The sequence below is a fragment of the Pedobacter sp. R-06 genome (assembly GCF_049913135.1).
In the GTDB taxonomy this organism is placed as follows: Bacteria; Bacteroidota; Bacteroidia; order Sphingobacteriales; family Sphingobacteriaceae; genus Pedobacter.
In genome coordinates, this window is record NZ_CP183977.1 from 529,635 (window position 1) to 553,232 (window position 23,598).

The following is a 23,598-nucleotide window of genomic DNA, read 5'->3' on the forward strand; positions in this document are numbered from 1 at the left end:
GGTAAGTTTTTCTGATTTAAAGCGGGATGGTTATAGTATACTGATTGTACGATTAATCATGATGGGTGTAATGGTATAGATCATTGTTCATTTTGCTTTCGCAAAGCCAGAATTTTTCTATCTACCAGTTTTCTAAACCAGAGCCCCTGTAGATAGTGGAATTTTCTGGCGGTTTTATTGTCAAGGATACCGAATTGAAATACCATGCGGTAGCCATAATACAAATAGGGGCGCAATCCCAGCGGCAATTTCCACCAAAGCCTTTTTAGCCAGGCTTTTTTTTCGTCCGGATTGCCCCATATATTTGGTTTTAATGTTTGGGACCGTAGCTTTTTCGTCCGCTCTATTTCTTCCTCAGCAATCAGGTCGCTATATTTTTCATGTTTTTTAAACCAGAAATCGATATTATTTTCTTTAAGATTTTCTTCCAGTAAGTGCCCCTTCTTCCAGATGACGGTTTTGCCTGGAACAATAAAGCGGTGATCCATATTCTCATTCAAATCAGAATAACCGATTCCGGTTCTGAACATCTTCAACAGATAAATAGGGTAGTAGCCCCCATAGCGGATCCAGCTGCCTTGGAAATAGTTTTTTCTGTTAAAATAAATCCCGTTTATACCTTCGAAATCTGCGTGCCTAAATTTTTGAAGTTGGTTGAAAAGTTCTGGTGTAACCAATTGATCGGCATCTAGTCCGATTGTCCATGGCGTTTTAATATTAAAATTTTTCAGCGCAAAATCCCATTGTTTAGGATGATTGATAAAAGCATGGTTTTTTACTTCTACACCATATGTTTTGGCAATATTTAACGTTCCATCGGTACTTCCGCTGTCCAGAATGAAGGTATTGGCCTGTAGATCTTTGATGGAGGCTAATAAACGGGGAAGATGAACCTCTTCGTTAAAAGTTAAAATGATAAAGCTGAATTCCTGGTTCATTGGGCCAATCTTCTATACAACGCTAGGTATCGTTTAGCCAAAGCTTGATCATTAAAATCTCTCCTGATGATTTCTGGTGCAGATTGCTTCATCTTTTCTCTGGCTTCTTTAGCGCGATACGAGTTTATTAATTTTTCTTTAATATCGTTGGCTTCCAGTGCGCATACCCAGCCCAATTGCTGCTCGCATACATAATCTGATAAACCCACTCGATCGGATATTAAAACAGGTGTTCCAACACTCAGGCTTTCGACCACCACATTGGCAAAGTTTTCGTTAAAGGAGGTCAGTACCAGTACATCGTGTTTAGCCATTAACCCATATTTGTTCCGATCTGAAACCTGTCCAGTCCAATTGATGCGATGATCTAGTTTTAACCTTTGCGCTTTTACCTGTAAGCCTGCAACATATTCCTTTTTGCCTGAACCTGCAATAGTCAACTGCCAATCTATATCGAGTAAGGATAGGGCATCGAACAACAGCTCAAGTCCTTTTTTTTCTTCAATACGTGAAAGAAAAATAAGTTTGAAACTTGGTGATTTAAGGTTATTCCGACTTGATACTTGATACTTTATAATTGGTACTTCTGAAGTTAAATTGACTAAATTCGGGATTACTGTAATGCTTCTTGGCGTAATGATCTCAAGGATATCGCGCTTTTCCTGAATACTGGTGGCGTGGATATGGCAATATTGCAAAAGCTTTTTTCCCATCAGCTTGTGCAGAAGCTTTTTGGAAAATGAACTTCGGTTATGCTGCGAATAAGCTGTAAGCATACCCCTTGGCGAAAGCACCACCTGCATCCCATACCACTTTGCCACCAAACAGCTTAAGACCGAAACGAGGTTCCACCAGGCATGAATGTGGATAATGAGTTTGGCGTTTGGTGTTTGGCGTTTGGGTATTTCGATCTTGTTGCCATCCTGAGCGCAACGAAGGATCTCTTTACGTAAATCCCACAATAACCCCGGCGAAAAATGGCTGTGATCTTTGGTCCAGCGTTTAAAATAGGTAACTTTTACGCCATCAATTAAAACAGGTTTGCCTATAGTTACGTCTAGTTCAGCTGGTCCATTTGCTGTAGTCGTTAAAACCTGTAAGTTAACTTTGCTTTCCGCCTCACGCTTGTCGCTTAGCGCTGTTATCGCTTCGCAAAGTTTCGCAACGCTTTGTATAGGCCCGCCGTAAATGTAGGCAGGTTTGTAGGAAGCTGTGATGTGAATTAGATTCAATGTATTAAATTCATAAAATTTTTTCTAATGAATTCTGTGTGGTATTCTGTTATTCTAGCAAAGAGATAACTGATTATATAAACAATTATAAGTATTGCGAAATAAATTAATAAGGAATAAAGATTTAGATTGATTTTTATGGAGGGAGTTAAAAATCTGTTTGTAAAAACGATAATAAACAAGCTTAAAGGAAAATGAATTAAATATAATGAATATGAAAATGAAGCTAACTTTTTGCTGAAATTAAATCTCATGTTTAACAATTTTTTATCATTTGCTATGGCGATTAACAGAGAAAAAGATATTGCATTGATAAAGTCCATTTCATCCATACTGTAAATTCTACTAAATACTAACGAACCAATAAATCCAAATATCACTAAATAACTTAATGATATTTTTTTTATATGTATGAAATATGGAATAAGTCCACAGATCCAGATTAAAAAGTATTTTAAAATGTAGGATGGAAGGATAAAGAAAAATGCAATTGCAAGCAGAATGGCTATAATTTTAAATAAATATTTTTTTACAAAAGGAATATATGCGAACAAAAGGATTAATAGATAATATATAAACTCAGGTGAAAGGCTCCATAAAGGCTCATTACTTCCAAATACCGGCAACCAAATATTTTGAAGCATAAATAACGAACATATAAAATAATTGAAACCTAGTCTGGAGGAAGGGTTTACCTGTAGAGAAATGATCTGGTTATATGTTTTATAAATCCCATCCTTGTCTATAAAAATCCCAGCCTTATCAATAAGATAAGTAAATAATAATGCAGGAATTAATACAATGTATATTCTTGTTATTCTAGAAACAAGATATTTGTTCAATATAAAAGCACCATTTTTAAATTGGTTTATAACCGTTTTTCCTATTAAATAACCGCTTAATACAAAGAATATTATAACTGCTTGATGGCCAAAACCTGTAATGAAATAAAAAGCCTTTTCCAATAGATTAGCATCCTGTGATCGATAATCTTCGAACAAAAATGAACGGATGTGTCCAGACACAACCAAAAGAGCGGCTATCCACCTGGTTAAATCTAAAATATAGGACCTTTGGGACATTTTTATATTTCGATCTGCACTAAAAATTTTTTGAGCACAAATCTTCTGATAAGCTCATAGATGATCAGGTACATTACAAGACCACCGAAAAATTTGTTTAAAGCCGACTCAAATGAATATATTAGTATGAAAAGCGGAATAATCATAGCCGTGCCTATGAGTTTGTTCGGACTACTTGTCATAACATATTTATAGACTACACCAATAATAATACCAAATAAGAATAGGCTTACAAACATGCCTGGAATACCAAAATCTATATAATTTTCTGTTATATAACCTAAGCTTATCGAGGTTGCCGATTCGGCTCCAGCCACTTTCATTCCCGAATATTTTCTTGTTGTTTCAGAGTCGTCTATGTGGGATTTATTAGGAAAAAACAGCCTTGGTTTTATTATTCGTTCTAAGGCATCCCCCCACAAACGGCCATGAGTGTGCGGAACATTTTTAGGAACATATTCTATTGTTGCGGAGAAAAAATCAATATAAGACAAGCGATTTACAGTTTGAGTAAAGCCATCTATTATGTCATCTTTGTCGACTTTACTAATCAGTTCACCTAATTTCGAAAAAGATTCGCTATTACTTCGTATTGTTGTTTGTGTTATTTGACCTCCATTTAAATAGCCTCTATATTCTGGTTTAATATATTGCCAAATAATAACCATGTAAATAAGGGCAATACCTAAACTTGCTAAAGGTAGTATATGTTTAGCCTTTAAATTTTTTAAATAAACCAAGGCTAAGCCGCCGTACATCACTAAGAAATAATCTTTAAAGTTCGAAAAGAAACCTGTTAAACTTAATATAATTTCCATCCCCGCTATTAATCCGAAAAGCTTAAACTGTTTTGTGCTAAAGCAACTCAACATAAAAATGAAGAAAACCATCCATTTGAAATCAGCTAATTTTGAAATCGGCTGCTGTAAGCCTCCAAAGGCATATGAATAATTAAACATGAACGGATAAAGGAGCGATACAATTATGTATAAAGGAACTAATTTTCTTGAATCATAATTTAGCGCAAGTTTGTTATAATCATCTTTTTCTACAGCATACCTTCTTATAACTGTGTGGATACCGATAGCAATAAAAATTAAGCCAATTAAACTATAATAATATGCTTTTTCGACACATTTATAATTGTCGAAAAGGTCGCTGAAATTTACATTAAGAAAATTAGCGTAAAAGATTTTTATGGTAACCGAGAGCCACTGGACTAACAATGCCATAAAAATGAACGGACTTTCATCTTCTTTCCAAACGAGTTTTAAAAATAAAAATGGTGTAATTACGGCACAGGTAGTTGCTAAGGGGTTGAAGCTTGTTACTGCATAAAAAAGCAGAATAGATAAGACAATAATACCAGATTTACTTATATTCTTAAACGCACCCATTTAGTTTTGTAAAACTTTGTGATAAAACCAACTATCGAGTTTTGTTATCCGTAAAAAACGGATAACTAACCAACGGAGAAAAAGAATGTAAATATTGGTTTCCTTTTTTAAGGTTGCTGCCAAGATTTTAAAACCAGGATATTCCCGTAAAGAAAGAAGAAACAACATATCATTAAAGTAAGCTGTTTGTGTTTTCCATTTGAAAAATCTCTTTCCTGATTTTTTATCATCTGGGTTCAGCATTTCCAAAATTTCTTTCTGTATGGGTAAATCCTCCTGAATTCTTAAGGCTATTTTTTTACTGTCTTTGCTTAATTGTTCGCGGTGATTTCGCAAAAAGATTAATTTTTTGCTTATCCTTCCAATTGGAGAATCAGAAGCTAGTTTTGTCCAGAGTTTAAAATCTCCACTTAACAAAAGACTTTCATCGAATAGTCCGGTTTTTTGTAGGCTAGCCCTACTTAGGGTAACGTTAGCAATGTTGCCGGCTATGCAGCCCCATTTAATGGAAATCCGGGCATAAAGCCATGAAGGTATGATTTCTGGTGTCTGGTCAATTTTGTCTGATTTGATAATATCTGAATGTTCATCAACATACTCAACTCCATGATAACTCATGCTAATCTCAGGAAATTTTTCATGGAATTTAATGCATTCACTTAGGCAATTTGACATCATCACATCATCTTGCGCCCAAAGGTGTATGAGTGGTGAAGATGAATTGAATATCAATTTATTGAGCGTTTTAAATAAACCTAAATTCTCATCATTAAAAAATAACTTAACCTGATCTGGATATTTATTTCTTATTTTCTCTAAAATTTCCAAACTTGAATCTTTTGATGCATCGTCACAGATCAAAAATTCATAATTTTTACAATCCTGTTCAATCACGGAAATAATAGATTGCTCTAAATATTTACTGCCATTATAAACAGGGAGTATAACTGATATTTTATTCATATGATGGTGAGTGGATTAATTCGAAAACTATTTCAGAGCCAAAAAATGATGGGGATATGAAAAATAGTAATTTCTTAATGTTTTTTACCGAATTTATCCCCAAAATTTTAAAAAAACTATAAAATGGAGGCAGGCCATCTACATAAGAGGTTTGAATAGCAAAATTATAGCGTAAGAATAGTTTTTTAGCAGACTTTATTGTGTACCATCGTAAATGTGTGTAATCCATTATTCCATCATCGGTGTAATCGAAATTGCCTAAAGCAATTTTAATTCTTGTTTTGTAATACATTATATTGGGTAAGGCAACAAGAATTTTGGTTTCTTGCTTGGAAGTTATTTCTTCAAGGTCTTTTAATAGCTTTTCAGGAAATGCGATATGTTCAAGTACATGGGAACAGAGAATATAATCATAATGATTGTTTTTTACCTCAGATGGGAGTCCATTTTCTAAATCAAAAATGTAAACGTTTTCAAAATATTGATCCGCTATTTTTTTTTCAGCGTCTGACAATGTTATACCATCTATGAAATGATTTTGGCCTTTTAAAATTTTTGCATTGTCCCCTGCACCACATCCAATATCTAAAACCCTGCAATCATCCTTATTGATAAACTGGAGAATATTTGAATTTCCTACGTTTGAATACGTTTTATCTGATACTTTCATACAATTTTTCAATAAATACAGACACCTGTTCTGTAAAACTCCAGTGTTGAATGATCTCTTTAGATTTTTTTCCAAAAAGATCGAGCGTTTGTAAATTGGTAATAATATCCAACTTTTCAGTTAAATCTCTCTGATCGGCACTCTTAAATATATAACCGTTTTCAGCTGGGAAGATTAAGTCAGTTGCAGATCCTACTTTAGAGGACACCAATACAGCTTTACCGGCAGCCATTGCTTCATTTACAGCCAATCCCCAAGTTTCATTTGGGCCTTTTGAGGGTAGGCAAAAAAGATCGCAGGCCTGATAAATTACCGGCATTTGACTTTGATTCTGAAAATCCATGAAATGGATGCGATTACCTATTGCTTTTTGTTCTTTACTTTCTATTTTGAGTATTTTTTCCAATTCTCCGTTCCCTACAAAAAGTAAATGTGTATTAGGTCGATTTAATTCAACAAAAGCTTTCAATAAGATCAACGGATCCTTTTTCTCTTCAAATTTACCTGCAAATAAAATTAAGATATCATGGCTTGAAATGCTTAAATCTTTACGTAATGCCAAAGCTTCAGATAATCTGTTTTGACCAAACCTGTCATTATCGACCGCATGAGGGGTGAATATCAAGTGTTCTGTTTTTAAACCATGAGCTTTGAAATACTTTTGATTTTCTGTGCCGACAAAAAAAGCCAAATCAATATGTTTATAAACCCATGTTAAGAAAAGTTTTCTTGTTAGTCTTTTATATATGGAGAACTGATCTAACAAAGTACTATCACCCCTAAACCAAATTGGTACCTTGTTCTTAAAATATTTCATTGCTTTAAGGTGGCTCTGATAAGACCAACCATAAATTAATATTGCATTTGGATTGAAATTTTTAATGGCTGTAATTAAACCTGGATTAACGATACCTTTAAAATAATATCCCGGTTTTGCAGCAACATTGTCAATAAATGTATAATTGTAACCTTTTAACAAAGGTAAATCCCATGATATTTTTCGTTTGAAACCACTATCAACTTGGTCGGTTTTATTCTCAACACCTAAAGTATAAAAAACCATTAAATCGCAGGATTGCGCTAATTTTTCGAAAACAGGCGAATAATATTGTATGGGGTGACTGATAATAACAGCTAACTTTTTCAATTTTACTTATTTGATAAATGGTCAGCCAATCTACAGCATAATGCGAGTAATGTTAGGGTAGGGTTTGAATGCGAAGAAGTGGGAAATACTGCTGTGCTTGCTATATGTAAATTTTCTATTCCCCATATTTTCAGGTTTTGATCTACTACACCTGTTGTTTTATCACTACTCATTTTCAAACCGCCCATATGGTGGTTAACATCAGATAAAAGATTTTTCCATCCCTTATAATCGGCCGTTATACTCTTTTGATAAACCACTTTTCCGAAATTAAGATGTTCCAGTTCAGATTTCAATAAGCTAGCAATTTCTATAACTGTTTTCCAGGTAGCATCACTAATATCCCAATTAACGGCTATTTTTCTTTGATGAAGATGATCCAATTCATCAGATAGTATTAGATAGCTAGAAGGAGTAGATTCTTGCTCAATCATTAAAGAAATAGTAGCCTTGGCACTACTTTTAAAAATAAATGACTTAAAAATATAGGCGTAAATGATTTTTGGTATTTTGTTAATATTGCTTGATAATTTTAATAAGGCGTTGACGCTAAATTTTTTCTTTAAGCTTTTTAACTGACTAAATAGATCGTTACAGCTTTCTGTTTCAAAAAATAAGCTGACAGAACCATTTAATATTTTTTTGTCAATTTGTGTTTTTTGATTTAAACTTAAACGTATGCTTTGTTTGTATCCCTTGTAAATATGTGTATTGAAATACCTTTGCAGTCGAAAATCATTATAAGGTTCAATATGGCCTATATTGAGGCATGGATGATCCATAAAACCTTTCCCAATCTTTTCATATTGGCCGTTTAAATCAAAAAGTTCTGGATGACCGAGGAGAATACGCGTACTTTCTACACCTCCGGTTGCTAAGATTAAGTGATTTACCTGAATCCGGGTTTTATGCAAATCGCTATTAATGATATCAATACTCTTGATTCTACCGTTTTTAGCAAATAGCTTATCTATTGAAGCGTTATATAAGGTAAAAACATTTTTTTCCAGATAATCCGAATATAATATTTTAAAGTTTGGCTCTTTTGCCCATTTAGAAATGTGATAATCAAATATCGATTTGTCGAAACCTGGGTTTTTCAGCTTGATTTTTTTGAGGCTACTATCACAGAAATATCCATGATCATGAATTCCCATAAACTGATTGGCCCTTATGTAAAAAGGGGAAATTTCTTTATACGATATCGGCCAACCACTATTTTCGACCCAATCACGTTTTTCAAAATCAATAGGGGAGAAGGGAAGAGATTGGCCTCCCCACGCAACAGTGGTGCCCCCTATAACTCTTTTTCTTCCAGAACTTATGCCATTCATGTGTTTTCCCGTTAAAACTACTTCATTCAGCCTTTGATGGATTTCGCTAATTTCGGGAAGGCCACTTTCAATTAGCATTACGCTATTACCCTGTTTGGTTAAATTAACAGCCAGACAAATACCTGCCGCACCTGCACCTATTATGGTATAATCGAAGTGGACTGTTGTATCCAAATGAAAAAAATTGTCGAATTTATGAAAGGGCATGATCAATTATATCCTTTAATTGCGCTTCAGGTTTATCGATATATTTTTGAAAGGTTTGGACATTATGTTTAAAGTGGTTATAATCTCCAGTGGCGAATAAAACTTTGCCATTTGGATTTTTTTTTCGTTCGTAAGCCAATACCAGACCTGCATAATCTTTTGGTGCTATGCTTTTTATATGAAAATTTTTAATTTGTTTTAAACAACTATGATAGATGTGTTCGTGTTTTGGGTACTCCTGAATAAACCGATCCGAATTATTGTAAGAGGGGCTATTTTCATACTGTAATACATCCCAGAAACTGAGATCAGGATCCTGCTGCGTATGATGAAAATTAACGGCCGAGCCTATTTTTTTTACCTTTCCAGCCTTTTTTAATTCGAGTAAATAAGATTTGGATTCATCGGTTAAAAAGGACGAGATTCCCTCATGTAATAGAAAACAATCTAAATAATCTGTTCTAAGTCTTTTTAAAGAGGAGTGGAGATTTTTATCGATTTGATTTTGATCAATCCGGCGATAGCTAATGTTTGCATCTGATTTTATAGGGCCAGGACTGGCATGGATTTTTGATTTATTTTGTTTATTTAGTAACATGGCCCAAGAAATTGGTGTCAAATTTTTTGAGGCACCACCTAATCCAAATTTGCTTGAAATCTGAATCTTATCCCTTTTGTTTCTGGAGAATACACCCAATATTTTCTCCGAATAGCCTTTGCTGTAAATAGGGGCAGTATCAAAATAGGTAATTCCCATGTCAAAGGCTAGGTTTAAAAGATTTAAACTATGGGGCAAATTACTGTAGGTTGCCAGTCCAACACATCCATAACCAAGGCCTGAAATTGCTTTATGCTCCATCATCAGTTTTTTTTAGGCAAGAATCAAACAGCTCACATTGTTTTTGGGTAGTTGCCCTTGCCCTATATTTTTCAAATTCTGTCCAATCTGTTCTATTCGGTGGCAGGTTACTTTCTGCTACCCCCTTTAAAAAAAAGTTTATCGTTTTACTCGATTTTTTAAAATCAAGAATGTCGGCAACATAACCTGCCTTACAATCGATCAACGATTGGGCAGCACTGCTTTCCAGGTTAAATACAGCCAGTATTGGCTTTTCCGTCATGATATATGGATACATTTTTGATGCAGTGTATGCTGGTTTTTCATGACCTGGGATAAATAACGCATCTGCACTTTGTAAATTGTATAAACTGTCGTAAAAAGATATCCTATCTGTTTGCTCTGTAACATAAGCACCAACACTGAGACGTTCTGCTACGCTAAAGATTGTTTTTTGACCACTGCCCAGTGGAGCATAACTGGTTCCTATAAAATGAAACCTAAGTTTGTCAAATAATTTCCTATCAGTTGATAAGCATTCTTTAAAGCTTTTAAACAATAAACTTACTGCTTTTTCCATATCAAAACCGCCCCGCCCGACATATACAATATGCTTAAACGCTTTGTCGTTATCAAAAGCCAATGCCAATTTATCATGATTTGTTTTTGCAATTTCAAGATCCTTTCTAAATCCCCCGAAAGTAATTGTCGCTTTGGGAATTTTTTCAATGTGGGGATATCGAATAACCAGATCATCTAAATATGCATCTGAAACTGCCATTAATCCATTTACATCCTTCATGGCAATTGGCTCTAAGTACTTGTCGAGGCGATAGGAAAACCAATATTTTTTTGGCCTTTTGTGTTTAGGTTTATCCTCATAATAATTGGTAAACCAAGGGTCTTGCATATCAATAAGATAAGGGATCCCGAATTTTTTCTTCCAATATGGTCCTAAGATGCAAACCGGAAATTGTGTGGTAGAAAAAAATATAAGATCAAACTTTTCCCTTTTAAGCAAGCGGTTTACATATTGTTTATAGAACCATAAGGATCTGAGCGCAATACTGCCAAGGCCAAATTTATAAGTCCATTTTTTTGATAAGGCCCTAATACGATGAATTTTTATATCATTTGGTATAGACTCATTAAGAAGATAATCAAAAACGGCATCAGTGTACTTTTCTGCAACGCACACGACTTGAACTTCCCATTCAAAATCCTTGTAAAAAGGTAAGCTCATTCTTATCCTCTGCATATCAGCAGCATTAGAAGGAGCAAAGTATGGAGAAATGATTAATGCTTTTTTCAACTGATTGCTTTTTAGATTCTTAAATAAATGGCCGAAAAATCGTCTCCGGTCAAATGCTGATTATTGTAAACGAAAGAATAGACAATAGTACCTTAATTAAGCTGCCCAGATTATTTAATAAAAAAAATAATTATTGGGGCAGGGATCAGTTAAAGGCTGTACGAAATAGTTTCAATCTGTGCTAGTAATGGCTTTATGAGTTTGTTATATAATGCCGCTAAAAAAGAACAAACTAACTTAATATTAAATAGAAGTGAAATAACTGGAAAAGATATATATAAAAATTTAATCAGGGGTGTATAACTCAAATCTTCAGCAATAAAAACGCATGCCGAAATAAATATGAAAGATTGTAGTACCATAATTCTATTATTAATAACCACATAATTCCGGTAAACTTTGTGTTGGATGAGAAAAACAGAAAAATGGAACAGCTGTATAATGTGGATTAAAAGAGTGGTTCATGATTGATAATCTCATTGATAGATGCGTTATTACAACTTACAAGCACGCACCGCCCCTTATCACTTCGAGGTGGAGATTTTTCTTTTTTTGAATATCTGAGCTTTTTTTGACTGGTTTATACATTTGTTATCGTAACGATAAAGCCTGTTCTATAACAGAAAGAAATTTTTTACTTTCAATTTCCCAATTAAAGGTTTCGCGCCCTGCTTTCAAGGCATTATGTTGATGTTCTTTTAGTATATTTCTATTTAGAAGGTATCTGGTCAATTTTGAAGAAATGTCGTCTATATCATCTTTTTTATAAACAACCCCAACATTTTGCAAACTATCCATCAATTCTTGTTGAGCTAAAGTATCACTTGCAAATACAGCGATACCCGCCTGGATATAAGTGAATATTTTATTCGTCAAACATATATCCCTGTTTTTTGGAATTCCTATTTCTGTTGCCAAACCGATATCAAACTTAGATGTAAAATCTATCAGCTTATCTGATAAAATTGGCTTTTCAAAATGTATTTGTGCTGTATCGATATTGTTTTTGCTAAAAAAACTGTTAAAATACACCTGATCAGGTTTAGCCAAATCTCCGAGGATAGTAATCGATACGACACTATCTTTCAGTTTATTGATAGCAAGGATAATATTTTCTAATCCCCGGCCAGGGCCTATGGATTGAGAAAACCAGAATAATTTCAATCCTTTTTCAGTCTCATTTTTTTCTTTAATTGTTACTTGGGGGAATACATTTAGTATGCTGGTTACATTTGTATTGTAAAGTTTTGCATACTGAGCAGCAATTAGTGGACTTGCAGCTGTTAATAAATTTACTTTTAATATGTACTTATCTTCAATGTATCTAGTTATTTTAAACTCTTTTGAATCTTCTTCATCTGTAACTTCATACCTGTGAAAGTCTTCTGCATCAAATATAGAGGTTGCACCGTTTTTTTTAGAAGCCGCAACAATTACTGGTAATGCGCCCAAATCATGTCCGATGTATAAATCTGCTTTGGCTTTTATGGCTTTGGAAACTTGCCAGTAAAAATTCTGATTTTTGATCAGCACAGCAGATAAACGAAAAATGGTTTGATTGAAGCTAAGTATTGAGAGAAACTTACTGATGGCAGCAGGGATTTTTCTGAATATTAAAGTATTAACATTCCTTTTTGGATATTTCAGCTTATCGCTTGTCCAGGTTGGATTGTTTGATAAGATTGCCTGGTCTGCGCCAGCAAGATATTCTAGATTTTGAACAAAAATGATATGGACATCAAAGCCTTTTTGGCTTAATGTTAAGGCCTCTTTACAGAGCCTCGGATCTGAAGAAAGATGTCCAGAAGTTATTAAACAAACTTTTTTGTTTAAACTCGGTTTTTGCATGAATCTTCTATTAGTTTAGCTAATTTTTTTCTGTAATCCTGCCATTGCCATTCAGCTGATTTTAATAATGCAGCGCCGCCAAATTCTGGTAATTTATCCCTGTTATTACTACACCAAAGCATTTGTTTTGTTAGCGAGTTGATACACCCTGCCGGAATTATCCAGCCATTTTTATTATTTTCTATTATATCTGGGGCGCAACAATTTTCAGTTGCTATTACTGGTACGCCTTGTGACATGGCCTCAGTAACAACCATGCCGAAGCCATCTGACAAAGTGGGTAATATAAACACATCAACACTTGAATAGAGCTCCATAAGCTCATGATTTGGAATATTATCCTTTATTACAACTTTTCCGGGCAGATTGGTTGTGAGTTCTTTTGGCAGCATCATTTTTCCTATAACCCATAACTCTACATCGTTTTCTGCAAAACTGCAATTTTTCCAGGCCTGGTACAATAAGTGTATGCCTTTTGTGAAAGATTGGTTACCCGCATAAAGAAATCTTATGGGAGTATCCTTTTTTTTTGGTTTAATTTTTTCTATTGGTTTTGGAAACGCTAAAGGGATAACTTTTATTTTATTTTCAGAGAACCCGGCAGCTAAAAGGCTCCTTTTAGTAAAGCTTGAATTGCATAAAATAATGTCTGCTAATTCCAACTGTTTACCTTTTCTAATGCTTCTTCTTAATGTTTTAATATTATTTTCGAGCATGGTAAAATGAGAGCTAAATTCAGGGTATAGCTGTATTTGCCCCTCCATTATTTTGATTAAAAATGATTCATGCACACTGGATTGTTCATGTATAGTTAATATTCCTAATTTCTTAGCTTTTGTTATTGTATTTAGCCCTGAATGCTCATAAACGTGAATGGCATCGATATTTTTTCCGATCTGTTTGGCAACCCATGAGTCGAAACCCAAATCCGCCCATTCCCAAATGATGTCGGTAACTGATGGAATTAATGCAATTGAAGAGAATGTTCTGATTAATTCAGGAATAGGTCTGCTTTTAAAGTATGCGATCGGTAAAGAATCAAATGATCTTCTCTTCAGGTTGTTAATTATGAAGCCTGATTTCCCTAAAAAATTTGAAAAATTATACTGCGGATGAAAAAAAAAAGAAGTATAAAATAGATCCAGAAAATTGGCATCATAATAAGCCATAACAGTTTGCCTTACATGTGGGGCAACGGAGGAACATGCTACAGAGACTCTCATGTTATTTGACCAATGAAAGATATCTTTTGGCAATAACGCTTACGGAAAATTTTTTTTCGGCGGTTGCTCTCACTTTCTTACGTTCAAATTGTTGAACAGTTTTAACACGATTAACCAGATCGATGTATAGGTTACTGTAAAAACCGGTTATGTTTTGGTCTATGACTTCAGGTACAGCACCTTTGGAGTACCCTATAACAGGCGTGCCACAAGCCATTGCTTCTACCATAACCATTCCAAATGGCTCATCCCATTCTATGGGGAATAATAAAGCCTTTGATTTACCGAGATAGAAGTTTTTTTGTTCATCGTTCAGTGCACCGAGGTATATAATCTGTTTACCATCGAAGTGAGGCTCGATAAACTCTTTAAAATAACCTATATTCTCTACCGTATGTGGTATGTTGCCGCCAATTAACAAAACACTCGAAGTTTCTTTGGCTATTTTTATCGCTGTTTGCAGTCCTTTTTCCTGATCCATCCTGCCCAAAAACATTAACGGCGCGTCATCTTCAATTTTCTCCTCTAATTTATATTTGGAAAAATCTATTGCATTATATACTGTTTCCCAGCGACCAGCTACATTTCCGGTACTTACACAATAGTCACTACATGCGGTATATACAACATTATTGTTAGGAAGTGCATTAAAAAGTTTAATCCCTTTTTTCGCTACCTCCCTACCATAAGTCATAATTTTTGCAGATGATATATTCAATATTGGCAACAGGTAGGCCAATCTTCCGAAATTATGGATTACATCGAATTTATTTTTATTGCCAATTAAAAAACTCCAAGCAAATAAAACTTCCTTAAACTTTTGTAAACCCGACCTTTTTAGGTTGTTTTTACCGAAAGAAATTGTCCTTGTACCTGCAACCAATGAATTTGGCCCCGCAAGTATGGTTACTTCATGTCCTAATGATAAATATTCAACAGCAAACATATATACCAACCTTTCGTGGCCACCATATAGCGGAGGTGGAATAGGTATGCCGGGATCCATAATTAAAAGAATTTTCAATTCGTGTTTTTTTTTGTTTTATAAAAACCCTCGATAAGAATTTTAAGGCGCTTAGTTAATTTCCACCCCAAAAATCCATTTAGAAATTTGGTGATCCCACCAGCCTCCATTTTCTGTTTCGAACTACCAAGTCTTTTAATTTCTTTCTTGCATTTATAATAAAGTTCCATGTCAGTTGGATAAAACTGATATTTCCAATATTGGAACTGGTTTGCTGCAATTTTTTGTACGATATGACTGTTTTCGAACCTAAGCAAGCTTTCTGTACCTAGTTTTGTTGATAAAAATGCAGATTCTAAGCCCTTTTTTGATTTTAGACCCGATAATGAGTTGCTTATTCCCGAGCGGTAATATAATATCGCATTTGGAGTAAACAAGATCTTATTGGAGCTTAAAAGTACGCGGATAAAAAAATCGAAATCGTTAATTAGGCTCAATCTTTCATCCCAAAGTTTTGATTTTGTCAAGATACCCCGTGGAATTAACCATAAAGCACACTGCATCATATTTTGTCCAGATAAGAGTGATTCTTTTAACCAATCTATTGGTTGCATATCTTTCCATACGCTTTCCGGATTCAGTTTAAATGTTGAGAGGTCATTATTGTTAAATCTGCCCCAGGCTGCTGAAGCAATGAAATCCTCATTTCCATTTAATTTTTCAACTTGTAAGCTGATAAAATTCGGAGAAATAATATCATCAGCATCCATAAACTTAATGAGGCTTCCTTTACTAAGGTAAAATGCCTTATTTGCGGCTGAACATTGTCCCGAATTTTCGATTGTAATCACTGTTAGCCGTTGGTCATAAAAGCTATTTATTACCTCAAGGGTTTTATCTGTTGAACCATCATTTACGATAATAAGCTCTAAGTTTTTATAGCACTGTTTTAAAACAGATTCAATAGCCTCTGCAATATAATTTTCTGCATTGTAGGCAGGCATGCAGACTGAAACAAGTGGAGAATCCAAGGTTATTTTAAGATTTTGTTTCTCAGTTTTTCCACAATACTAAACCTATGGAAGGAACTACTCTTATTGATGCCATGTTCTTTCCACATTTCATTGCACAAATGTACCGCGATAGTGTTTTTGGTTATAAAATATCCTTTTTTTTCGTAAACCATAGGCAGTAGTAACCTAATAAATTGTTTAAGAAAGAATATAATGTCGGGTTTTTGAAATGCGATGAGCTGTCTGGTCCAGCGCCAGGATATTGGATTAATGACGTCAAATGGTAGTATTTCTACATTTAATTCTTTTGCACATTTTTGTACAACAAAAGGTCCAAATTCACAATAATCTGGTTTTTCGATGCTGTTTTTATATTTTTCAATCCGTTCTTCTGACTCTCTTACAAGAAATCGTGAAATTGTTGAGTTTTTATTCATGCGCATCAAACAACAGTTTGGGTGATCGTCTGAAGTATACTCGTGAGTAGAGCAAAAATACTCGGGTTTATCTATTGTGTAAATATTTTTAAGGAATATGATATCTGTATCCGAATAAATTCCGCCTACTTTATCCAATAATCGATATCTAAATAAATCGCTAACACTTGCGATTGGCAACTTCATTGTTTCAAGGTAATATTTAACCTCATCTCTCGATAAAATGGTTGAAGCGTCCTTAATAATAGTACCCTTCGTAACATCTTCGAAAGCATTATAGCACCATAATAATGGTGTCATCCCAGCTTTTATACAGGATTGAAATGCCAGTTTTTCAATTGGAGATATTTCAGCTCCTATCCAAAAGAAGTGTACAGGGTCTATAAAATTTTCTTCCATTCTGAATTGAGATATTGCTTTTTGGAAAGATCTACATAATGGCAAAGTTTTACGCTATCAATGTTACGTTCGCTGGGATTAGGATTAACCACATATTCATTATTATTTAGCGCAATTCTTTTCTCTTTGGCAATTAACATGGCCGAGAGTGCCTGTTCTAAGAAGTACGATGCACCGTTTTTTTCTAAGTTCTTGCTCCATTTTTCTATCTCTACCCAGTTAATAATTGCTGAATCCAAGCCCAAAACACCTACGTTGACCAAATCAGGTATCTTGCACCTGCAAAGTTGGCTCATTGATTCTTTTGGATAACCGTACGATTCCACGCAATCCAGCATGTGAATAGATCCGATAGGTTTTTTTAACCAATCTGTTATTTCTGTTGGATTTTTCCAAAATAACATGTCAGAATCTAATACCAGTTTAAAGCCCCTTTCTGGTAGAGAATGGACATCAGTCAGTTTTCTGATATGCGGATAGACCTCTCTTTTATGATGCAGATAGGGAAAACGTTCTATAGGGAGCACTCTTTGTAAGTTTTGATCAACTTCTTTTGAAGTTATTATTTTCACCCCAGGCATTCGCTGATAAATCTTTTTAATAATTTTTGGGGTAAAGGAGCCATCATCGATTAAGATGAACTGAAATTTCTCTTCACTTGTTTTACATAGTGAAAATGCACAAAAAAGGGTTTGATAAATATGACTTTTTCCGGTTAAAAAGTATATTTTAAAACCTAATGGATCGGAATTTATAGCCGGTAAAGATTCGGAAGCCTTTTGCATCAGCCTCTTCCCCTGCATCATTTTATAATAACTGCCGTGGCCACCAAACCTTTTAATAGTTTTTTGTTTAGCTTTTGGAAACCTGTAAATGTGATCGATTAAAGTTTGGAGCAATCTCATTTTTTTTAGGATATGTACGCGCTAAAGCGTTTCAGTATCAACATCTTTAATTTTAGGGAAACTTTTGCTTTTTCGCATCCGAAGGAGTTGTGTTGCAATGCAGTTTCTTGTATATCTTTTACGGTAAAATTGCATTAACGAATTGTGCATGTATTTTTTCGGCATCGAAAATATTGTTTTTAACATGCACGATCTGTTTGACTAATTCTTCGGTAAATAAGACCTGTTCGAAAAGCTTTGTAATTGCGGTTGCAGAAATTTTATCAAGATATAAAGGCCAATTGTTATCAATACACCATTTTCCTACTGCAGAATCTTTGGGTGCAACTATAATCGTTGGCAAGCCTATGCTGCAGAACTGTATGAATTTGCTGGGAAAGCAGGTTTTGATCCAAGGCATTTGCGAAACCTCTTCAGGATATATAATCATACCCAAATCGCAATTTTCAAAAAGGAAACCGTTTGATTCTTCAGAAGTTGAAAATAAAGGTAAGGTATTTACATTTTCAAAGTTTTTAGAGAGATAGTCAATATTTGTATTATTCCCGATAATGGTTAAACTGGCATTTAAATCTTTCAAACATTCACAAAATTTAACGAAAAAGGGCAGGGTTTCGGCATAAAATGTACCAGAATAGCCAACTGAAATACTGGTTGCTCTGATTTTATGTTCAACTGATTTTTTTTGAGCCGATGGAATGGGGAAAAGTAATTTAAACTTATGCGAAAACAAAGGCCAGTTCTGCTTAAATGAATCAGAAGCAATAAATACAGTATTGCTTGTACGCAGTATTTTAACCGTATTTGCTATAGTTGGTTTTACATCCGCGCCCAAACTAATTTCGATGGTATCATCATGAAAAAAGCTAAATAACGGGATTTTTGTTTTCTGCTGGATATAAGCGGTAAATGGTGATAAAAAATTTCCATTTACCACTCCGATTAACCGTTCTATGGTAAATTCTCTTATTATTTTCTTGATATATTCCTGGTATAGCAGATAAAATCTAAGCCATTGAAGTATGCCACTTGGTCGATATGGGGGGTAATAAAATTTTCTGTTCGGGATAACGTGTAGCTTAAAATCCAGCGGTAAGTCTTTAATTCTTCTATTATAGGAGTTCTGATCGCAGATGACGTGTATATTATGACCTTCGCTTGCCAATCTGCTCAGATGTCTGTAAAATATCACCTGGCTGGCGTAGGTGTCGTTGGGTATTAGTTCTGAAATAAATAAAATATTCATTAATTTAATTAACGATTTAGCCGTCTCATTATCCTTTCTAAATAGGTTAACTGCTTCTTTTTAAATGGGTACAATCCATTATAATAGGTTGCTTTTGTTCCATGAAGGTATAAATACTTGTTTAGGTCGATCAGGTAATCTTTATAAAGGGGCAATAGGTTAGGCTTATTATCGAAACTGTAACGAGGCCTATCACTCGGTGTTAGCATCTGTAAGTTTTCATCAAAGCCGCTAAAATGATAAAAAAATAAGTCCTCTTCCATATTTACCGTTGGGTGACCATTGTTAAAACTAATATCCCTTTCGTGTAAATTCCAGTAAGCGGCATTAAAGCCATGTTGTTCTAAAATCTCAATATCCTTAAAAAATAGGGGAACAAGATTAAACCATATCTGATCTGTAAAATACCCGTCTTTTAAATCAATAATGCATTTTTCAGATAACCGATCAGTCCACCATTTTAAAAAGGCTATAGATATTGGCGTCCTCCTTAATCCTAAAAAGCCTAGGTTGTAAATTCCATGATTTAAAAAAAGGTTTTCTTCCGGGAAAAGGCCATCAATTGGCAGGGGAGAGAGGGTATGTGGTGTTAATAATATTGACTTGTTTTTCCAATAAGGCTCAAAATCGCTCAGTTTCTTATATACTTTAATATCTGGATCAAAGTAATATATAATTTCTTCATCGGTTCTTTCAAAGATATACTCAAAAGCAACCCCTTTAAGGGCCGTATTAAATTCTATAATATTGTAATTTTCCAACTGCCATTGGAGATTTTGTATTTCAAGATCAGGCGGGAAAATCGTTTTGTCGAAACCTAATGATTCATAATTGATGTTTTCTGATTTTAGGTCGGCTATAAATAAAAATACATTTACATTTTCCCTCGATTTTATGGAATCCAATAACACTTTTGCTTTGGCAAGATAATTATTGGAACAGATAGTAAATGCAATCATTTAAAGTATTTTGAATAAAGATATTTTATAAAGGAACGAAAAGGACGCTGTTTATCGTTTTCGTGAATTAACTTTTCGGTTCTCAATTCATTGAATAGTGTTAAGTATAGTTTGGGATATTTCTTAAAAAAATACAATTGAAGATCTGAAAATCGATTAGCTTTTTCCGATTGTGTTTCATGCAGTGAGTTTTTACGAATACGATAATCAAACAAGACTTCATTAATAAAGTGAAACTTATAATTATTTATTCCAATGTTAAGCCAGAGATCCCAATCTTCATTACCTATTAAGAACCGATTTTCATCAAACCCCCCAACTTTATCCATAGTTTTTTTTCGTACGATTGCGCACATATCGATATAATTTGCCTGGGATAGTTTGTGAAGGTCGAAAGCGGCAGAATTAAACTTACGATGTTCAAGATTTTCTTCACCAAAGAAATGAGGCTGTCCATATACTACGGCTATACCTTTATCATTATTCAAGATATCAATTGCTTTTTCCAAATAACCATTCCTAATTTTATTATCACTATCAAGAAATAACAGGTATTCGCCGGCAGCATTTTTAATGCCATTGTTTCTGGCCGACGCTGGACCTTGGTTTTCCTGATGTACAACCTTACAGGTATTGGCAATGCTTTGAAGATATGTAAGGGTTGATATATCATCAGATCCATCATTAACAACAATGATCTCAAAGTTTACATCGTCTTTCACATGCTTTAAACTCTGTATTGCCTCTGGAAGGTATTCGCCAGCGTTATAACAGGGTATAATTACCGATAACTGAGGTTTCCTCATAGTTGAATCCAATTCGATAATTTAAGATTTATTTTGGCATTGATATTTTCATCTAATACCCATCTTTTTGGCATAATAACTATTTTGCCAAAATTACGGTTTAAAAATGCACCCCACCAGCTAAAGGAACTATTTGCTATAATGTTGTGTTTGCATTTCGACATTAGATCCAACTCCAAATATGGCTTTTGACCGTTTTCGATTTTGACAAATGTTGCTTGAATTTTAAATTGTTCCTCTGCCCAATTTAAATCATCAGAAAAAATAAAAAAAAGAGGGTTTTCAACCTGGGTTTTTATATGATCGATTGCACGATTATAGTAATCGATAGATAATACCCCGAAAATCTCATTTGCATTCTTGTCGCCCAAATAATCTCCGCGTCTAATGTGAATTGAAACTGAATTACTTTTACTAATCAGAAATAGATAGTGAGAATAATCATTGTTATCGACGTTTTTAAGTGTGAGTTCCTCTAATACAATTGGATGTAAATCTTTAAGATATTTTTTATTTTGCCAATAACCATCGATGTATGTGTGATCACTTATTTTTTCTAAACTTTCTTCATATATCCATAAATAGCTTTCAGAAAATATTTTTCTTTTATGCTTCGGTAATAAATTATCTATGTTTCTCTGGATTTTATATCTAACAGAATGTTTTGAACGTAAGTTGGTAAATCTTTTTAAATCTTGTATGCTTGCAAGATTTTCTGCTATATTAAACTTGTCTAATTGATAATTTCTTAAAGTCTGAGTAGAAAAAAAAGATATATCTAATTTGAGTTCTATTTTTTTTTTGAGTGATATATTACGTGCAATAGCATATTGAAAAAGTTGGTTTCCTAACCCACTAATAAGATTCACTATGATCATTTTTGTTGTTATCGTTTGGAGAAGCAGTTAAAATAATTTTAGATGTTAGGAGGATCAAAATAATTTAGCTGAATTTTATAATTTGAGAGAAAAGTATTTATGTTATGCAGATGGGAATTTGTAAAGCGATATTTATTTTGAGAAAATATTTTTGCCTCACATGGTAATATATTTATTATTGAATATGCCAATGAAAGGAAATTGTCTTATGCCTTTTTGAATAATTATCAATAAGCCACTTTAAGGAAAGTGTTGAACTTCTTTTAATAGAAATATTACGCCAGTAGGAAATATCCAACATTTCTCTTTTTCTATTATATAAAAAGTGCCCATATGTTTCATACTCTGAAAAACCTGATATAGTATCTTTTGTACAATTCTTTAAAATTGCAAATTCCCAGTTCATTTTACATTTTTTTTCAATTTCTTCTTTCAGTTCCAACGTACTTTCTCTGTCAAAAATCATATAATGAGAAATGAACGATAAGGGAAGTAATCTTTTTTCATTCAAGATTTTTTCAAAACATTCGAAATATGGTTGATGAAACTCATCTGAACAATTAAAAAAGAGTTTTTTTTCATCAACAAATATCTGAGGGGCTAAAAATATGGTGTCAGCATCTAAAATGAGGCAGTTTTTTTTTTGAGAAATTTTATCCCAATTTAGCTTTATTAATTGTTGAAATAACCAGCCACTTCTATCTATGCCTTTAAAAGAATAATAAATCTCGTTCAATTTTACATTGCAAACCTGGCTTTCATCTATAAATAAACAGTTATTTTCATTTGCGAAAAATCGAATTTTAGGAGTGTTTTTAGCTACTAAGTAAATGTTCGCTATTCGATTAAGAGAGAATTTTCTAATGGATTCAATAGTTAAGCCCAAAATTTCTATATCTCTTTCCGTAACAGGTATTAATACATCTATTTCTTCATAGTCCTTTTTCGCCCTTCCATTGTTATGAAAATTAATATCCGTCTTTATTTTCTTAAAATAGAAAAAGCATAGTGCTCTACTACATTTGAATAGAATGGTCTTTATAAACTTTTTCAATTAAAATATAATGAAGAATAATGTTTTAATTTTTCAAAAAAGCTTAGTTTATCCTTTATCAAATTGAAGTTGATAAATACTGCATCAGCTGAAAAATCTCCCTTATTTGTATATCCCCAAAAGTAAAAGTTTCTTCTAGTTAGAAAACTCTTTAATTCTTTGAATAAAGGTTGTGCCTCATAAATTTCAAAGAATTCAACTTCACTATGAATAAATTTTACTCTGCTTAAATTTTCTTCAAAACCTTCTAAAGCTAATAATTCGGCACCTTGTATATCCATCCATAATATATCAACATCACTAATGTTTAAAGATCTCATTATTGTATTGGCCTTACATATATCAACCTCAATTTCATCCTGAGCGTATTGTTCAATCGGATATTTTCCTGATGCCCTAAATAACGAGGATGCCCCTTGATTACCATCTTCCCAAGTTGTTATTGTTTTTTCTTTATTGATAGGATAGAATTTGGTTTTTCCGTCATAATTGCCTACTGCTTTCTCAAATAGCTTTATTCTTTGATTATTTTTAATGTTTAATTTAGCATGTTCTAAAGCTGTCGGATTGCATTCAAAAGAAAATATCTTTGATAAGCTAAATACTTCAGCTAAATATATTGAGTCTTCACAATATCTAGCTCCAAATTCAAATATTAAAGTTGGGTCAAAATCAAAGAATTTATACCAAATGTATTTTATTTTTTGAATCGAGTCCTTACTAGCAATTGCCTTATGCGTCATAGA

At 33.7% G+C, this 23,598-nt stretch carries 22 protein-coding genes; all 22 read right to left on the reverse strand.

The features are described 5' to 3' along the window. Positions 1-80: 80 nt before the first annotated feature. On the reverse strand, positions 81-938 hold the full coding sequence (locus tag ACN9MR_RS02115) for a glycosyltransferase family 2 protein (RefSeq protein ID WP_426328032.1): 858 nt from the start codon (positions 936-938) through the stop codon (positions 81-83). After that, complete coding sequence (locus ACN9MR_RS02120) at positions 935-2,170, reverse strand: XrtY-associated glycosyltransferase XYAG1 (protein WP_426328033.1); 1,236 nt, start codon at positions 2,168-2,170, stop codon at positions 935-937. Before ACN9MR_RS02120 ends, ACN9MR_RS02115 begins: the two co-directional genes overlap by 4 nt. Further along, positions 2,167-3,252 (reverse strand): acyltransferase family protein, encoded by a 1,086-nt coding sequence (locus tag ACN9MR_RS02125; protein WP_426328034.1) that lies wholly within the window; start codon positions 3,250-3,252, stop codon positions 2,167-2,169. Before ACN9MR_RS02125 ends, ACN9MR_RS02120 begins: the two co-directional genes overlap by 4 nt. Before the next feature lie 2 nt (positions 3,253-3,254). Further along, a complete protein-coding gene (locus tag ACN9MR_RS02130; protein WP_426328035.1) occupies positions 3,255-4,211 on the reverse strand; it encodes a hypothetical protein in 957 nt (318 codons plus the stop codon). Positions 4,212-4,649: 438 nt separating this feature from the next. Further along, positions 4,650-5,612, reverse strand: coding sequence for a glycosyltransferase (locus ACN9MR_RS02135; protein ID WP_426328036.1), 963 nt, complete (start codon positions 5,610-5,612; stop codon positions 4,650-4,652). Beyond that, on the reverse strand, positions 5,605-6,282 hold the full coding sequence (locus ACN9MR_RS02140) for a class I SAM-dependent methyltransferase (RefSeq protein WP_426328037.1): 678 nt from the start codon (positions 6,280-6,282) through the stop codon (positions 5,605-5,607). Before ACN9MR_RS02140 ends, ACN9MR_RS02135 begins: the two co-directional genes overlap by 8 nt. Continuing rightward, positions 6,266-7,345, reverse strand: coding sequence for a glycosyltransferase family 4 protein (locus ACN9MR_RS02145; RefSeq protein ID WP_426328038.1), 1,080 nt, complete (start codon positions 7,343-7,345; stop codon positions 6,266-6,268). The genes ACN9MR_RS02140 and ACN9MR_RS02145 overlap by 17 nt, the downstream gene beginning before the upstream one ends. 86 nt (positions 7,346-7,431) lie before the next feature. Next, positions 7,432-8,937 (reverse strand): GMC family oxidoreductase, encoded by a 1,506-nt coding sequence (locus ACN9MR_RS02150; RefSeq protein WP_426328039.1) that lies wholly within the window; start codon positions 8,935-8,937, stop codon positions 7,432-7,434. Positions 8,938-8,956: 19 nt separating this feature from the next. Then, positions 8,957-9,832: an aldo/keto reductase gene (locus ACN9MR_RS02155; RefSeq protein ID WP_426328040.1), complete on the reverse strand. Its 876-nt coding sequence runs from the start codon at positions 9,830-9,832 to the stop codon at positions 8,957-8,959. Next, on the reverse strand, positions 9,819-11,120 hold the full coding sequence (locus ACN9MR_RS02160; RefSeq protein WP_426328041.1) for a hypothetical protein: 1,302 nt from the start codon (positions 11,118-11,120) through the stop codon (positions 9,819-9,821). The genes ACN9MR_RS02155 and ACN9MR_RS02160 overlap by 14 nt, the downstream gene beginning before the upstream one ends. A 591-nt stretch (positions 11,121-11,711) precedes the next feature. Next, a complete protein-coding gene (locus ACN9MR_RS02165) occupies positions 11,712-12,968 on the reverse strand; it encodes a hypothetical protein (protein WP_426328042.1) in 1,257 nt (418 codons plus the stop codon). Then, positions 12,950-14,191, reverse strand: coding sequence for a glycosyltransferase family 4 protein (locus tag ACN9MR_RS02170; RefSeq protein ID WP_426328043.1), 1,242 nt, complete (start codon positions 14,189-14,191; stop codon positions 12,950-12,952). Before ACN9MR_RS02170 ends, ACN9MR_RS02165 begins: the two co-directional genes overlap by 19 nt. A 1-nt stretch (position 14,192) precedes the next feature. After that, positions 14,193-15,215 (reverse strand): glycosyltransferase, encoded by a 1,023-nt coding sequence (locus ACN9MR_RS02175; protein ID WP_426328044.1) that lies wholly within the window; start codon positions 15,213-15,215, stop codon positions 14,193-14,195. Then, the gene (locus ACN9MR_RS02180) at positions 15,212-16,186 is read right to left on the reverse strand and encodes a glycosyltransferase family 2 protein (protein WP_426328045.1); all 975 of its coding nucleotides are present in this window, start codon (positions 16,184-16,186) and stop codon (positions 15,212-15,214) included. The genes ACN9MR_RS02175 and ACN9MR_RS02180 overlap by 4 nt, the downstream gene beginning before the upstream one ends. Positions 16,187-16,188: 2 nt before the next feature. Further along, on the reverse strand, positions 16,189-17,004 hold the full coding sequence (locus ACN9MR_RS02185; protein WP_426328046.1) for a glycosyltransferase: 816 nt from the start codon (positions 17,002-17,004) through the stop codon (positions 16,189-16,191). After that, the gene (locus ACN9MR_RS02190) at positions 16,986-17,909 is read right to left on the reverse strand and encodes a hypothetical protein (protein WP_426328047.1); all 924 of its coding nucleotides are present in this window, start codon (positions 17,907-17,909) and stop codon (positions 16,986-16,988) included. The genes ACN9MR_RS02185 and ACN9MR_RS02190 overlap by 19 nt, the downstream gene beginning before the upstream one ends. A gap of 118 nt (positions 17,910-18,027) precedes the next feature. After that, the gene (locus tag ACN9MR_RS02195) at positions 18,028-19,155 is read right to left on the reverse strand and encodes a hypothetical protein (protein WP_426328048.1); all 1,128 of its coding nucleotides are present in this window, start codon (positions 19,153-19,155) and stop codon (positions 18,028-18,030) included. A gap of 8 nt (positions 19,156-19,163) precedes the next feature. Continuing rightward, positions 19,164-20,114, reverse strand: coding sequence for a hypothetical protein (locus ACN9MR_RS02200; protein WP_426328049.1), 951 nt, complete (start codon positions 20,112-20,114; stop codon positions 19,164-19,166). Then, the gene (locus ACN9MR_RS02205) at positions 20,111-20,920 is read right to left on the reverse strand and encodes a glycosyltransferase family 2 protein (RefSeq protein ID WP_426328050.1); all 810 of its coding nucleotides are present in this window, start codon (positions 20,918-20,920) and stop codon (positions 20,111-20,113) included. The genes ACN9MR_RS02200 and ACN9MR_RS02205 overlap by 4 nt, the downstream gene beginning before the upstream one ends. After that, the gene (locus ACN9MR_RS02210) at positions 20,917-21,798 is read right to left on the reverse strand and encodes an alpha-1,2-fucosyltransferase (RefSeq protein ID WP_426328051.1); all 882 of its coding nucleotides are present in this window, start codon (positions 21,796-21,798) and stop codon (positions 20,917-20,919) included. The genes ACN9MR_RS02205 and ACN9MR_RS02210 overlap by 4 nt, the downstream gene beginning before the upstream one ends. Positions 21,799-21,973: 175 nt before the next feature. Beyond that, positions 21,974-22,852 carry a DUF6492 family protein gene (locus ACN9MR_RS02215; RefSeq protein ID WP_426328052.1) on the reverse strand — a complete coding sequence of 293 codons (879 nt, stop codon included), beginning with the start codon at positions 22,850-22,852 and terminating at the stop codon, positions 21,974-21,976. Further along, on the reverse strand, positions 22,849-23,595 hold the full coding sequence (locus ACN9MR_RS02220; protein WP_426328053.1) for an FkbM family methyltransferase: 747 nt from the start codon (positions 23,593-23,595) through the stop codon (positions 22,849-22,851). The genes ACN9MR_RS02215 and ACN9MR_RS02220 overlap by 4 nt, the downstream gene beginning before the upstream one ends. Between the last annotated feature and the right edge of the window lie 3 nt (positions 23,596-23,598).

Excerpts from the sequence above, each read along its gene's own strand:
- ACN9MR_RS02220 (WP_426328053.1), bottom strand. The coding sequence starts at position 23,595 with ATGACGCATAAGGCAATTGCTAGTAAGGACTCGATTCAAAAAATAAAA.
- ACN9MR_RS02170 (WP_426328043.1), bottom strand. The coding sequence starts at position 14,191 with ATGAGAGTCTCTGTAGCATGTTCCTCCGTTGCCCCACATGTAAGGCAA.
- ACN9MR_RS02130 (WP_426328035.1), bottom strand. The coding sequence starts at position 4,211 with ATGTTTAATTATTCATATGCCTTTGGAGGCTTACAGCAGCCGATTTCA.
- ACN9MR_RS02205 (WP_426328050.1), bottom strand. The coding sequence starts at position 20,920 with ATGAGGAAACCTCAGTTATCGGTAATTATACCCTGTTATAACGCTGGC.
- ACN9MR_RS02125 (WP_426328034.1), bottom strand. The coding sequence starts at position 3,252 with ATGTCCCAAAGGTCCTATATTTTAGATTTAACCAGGTGGATAGCCGCT.
- ACN9MR_RS02195 (WP_426328048.1), bottom strand. The coding sequence starts at position 19,155 with ATGAATATTTTATTTATTTCAGAACTAATACCCAACGACACCTACGCC.
- ACN9MR_RS02210 (WP_426328051.1), bottom strand. The coding sequence starts at position 21,798 with ATGATCATAGTGAATCTTATTAGTGGGTTAGGAAACCAACTTTTTCAA.
- ACN9MR_RS02190 (WP_426328047.1), bottom strand. The coding sequence starts at position 17,909 with ATGAGATTGCTCCAAACTTTAATCGATCACATTTACAGGTTTCCAAAA.
- ACN9MR_RS02135 (WP_426328036.1), bottom strand. The coding sequence starts at position 5,612 with ATGAATAAAATATCAGTTATACTCCCTGTTTATAATGGCAGTAAATAT.
- ACN9MR_RS02155 (WP_426328040.1), bottom strand. The coding sequence starts at position 9,832 with ATGATGGAGCATAAAGCAATTTCAGGCCTTGGTTATGGATGTGTTGGA.
- ACN9MR_RS02140 (WP_426328037.1), bottom strand. The coding sequence starts at position 6,282 with ATGAAAGTATCAGATAAAACGTATTCAAACGTAGGAAATTCAAATATT.
- ACN9MR_RS02115 (WP_426328032.1), bottom strand. The coding sequence starts at position 938 with ATGAACCAGGAATTCAGCTTTATCATTTTAACTTTTAACGAAGAGGTT.
- ACN9MR_RS02200 (WP_426328049.1), bottom strand. The coding sequence starts at position 20,114 with ATGATTGCATTTACTATCTGTTCCAATAATTATCTTGCCAAAGCAAAA.
- ACN9MR_RS02145 (WP_426328038.1), bottom strand. The coding sequence starts at position 7,345 with ATGGTTTTTTATACTTTAGGTGTTGAGAATAAAACCGACCAAGTTGAT.
- ACN9MR_RS02185 (WP_426328046.1), bottom strand. The coding sequence starts at position 17,004 with ATGGAAGAAAATTTTATAGACCCTGTACACTTCTTTTGGATAGGAGCT.
- ACN9MR_RS02165 (WP_426328042.1), bottom strand. The coding sequence starts at position 12,968 with ATGCAAAAACCGAGTTTAAACAAAAAAGTTTGTTTAATAACTTCTGGA.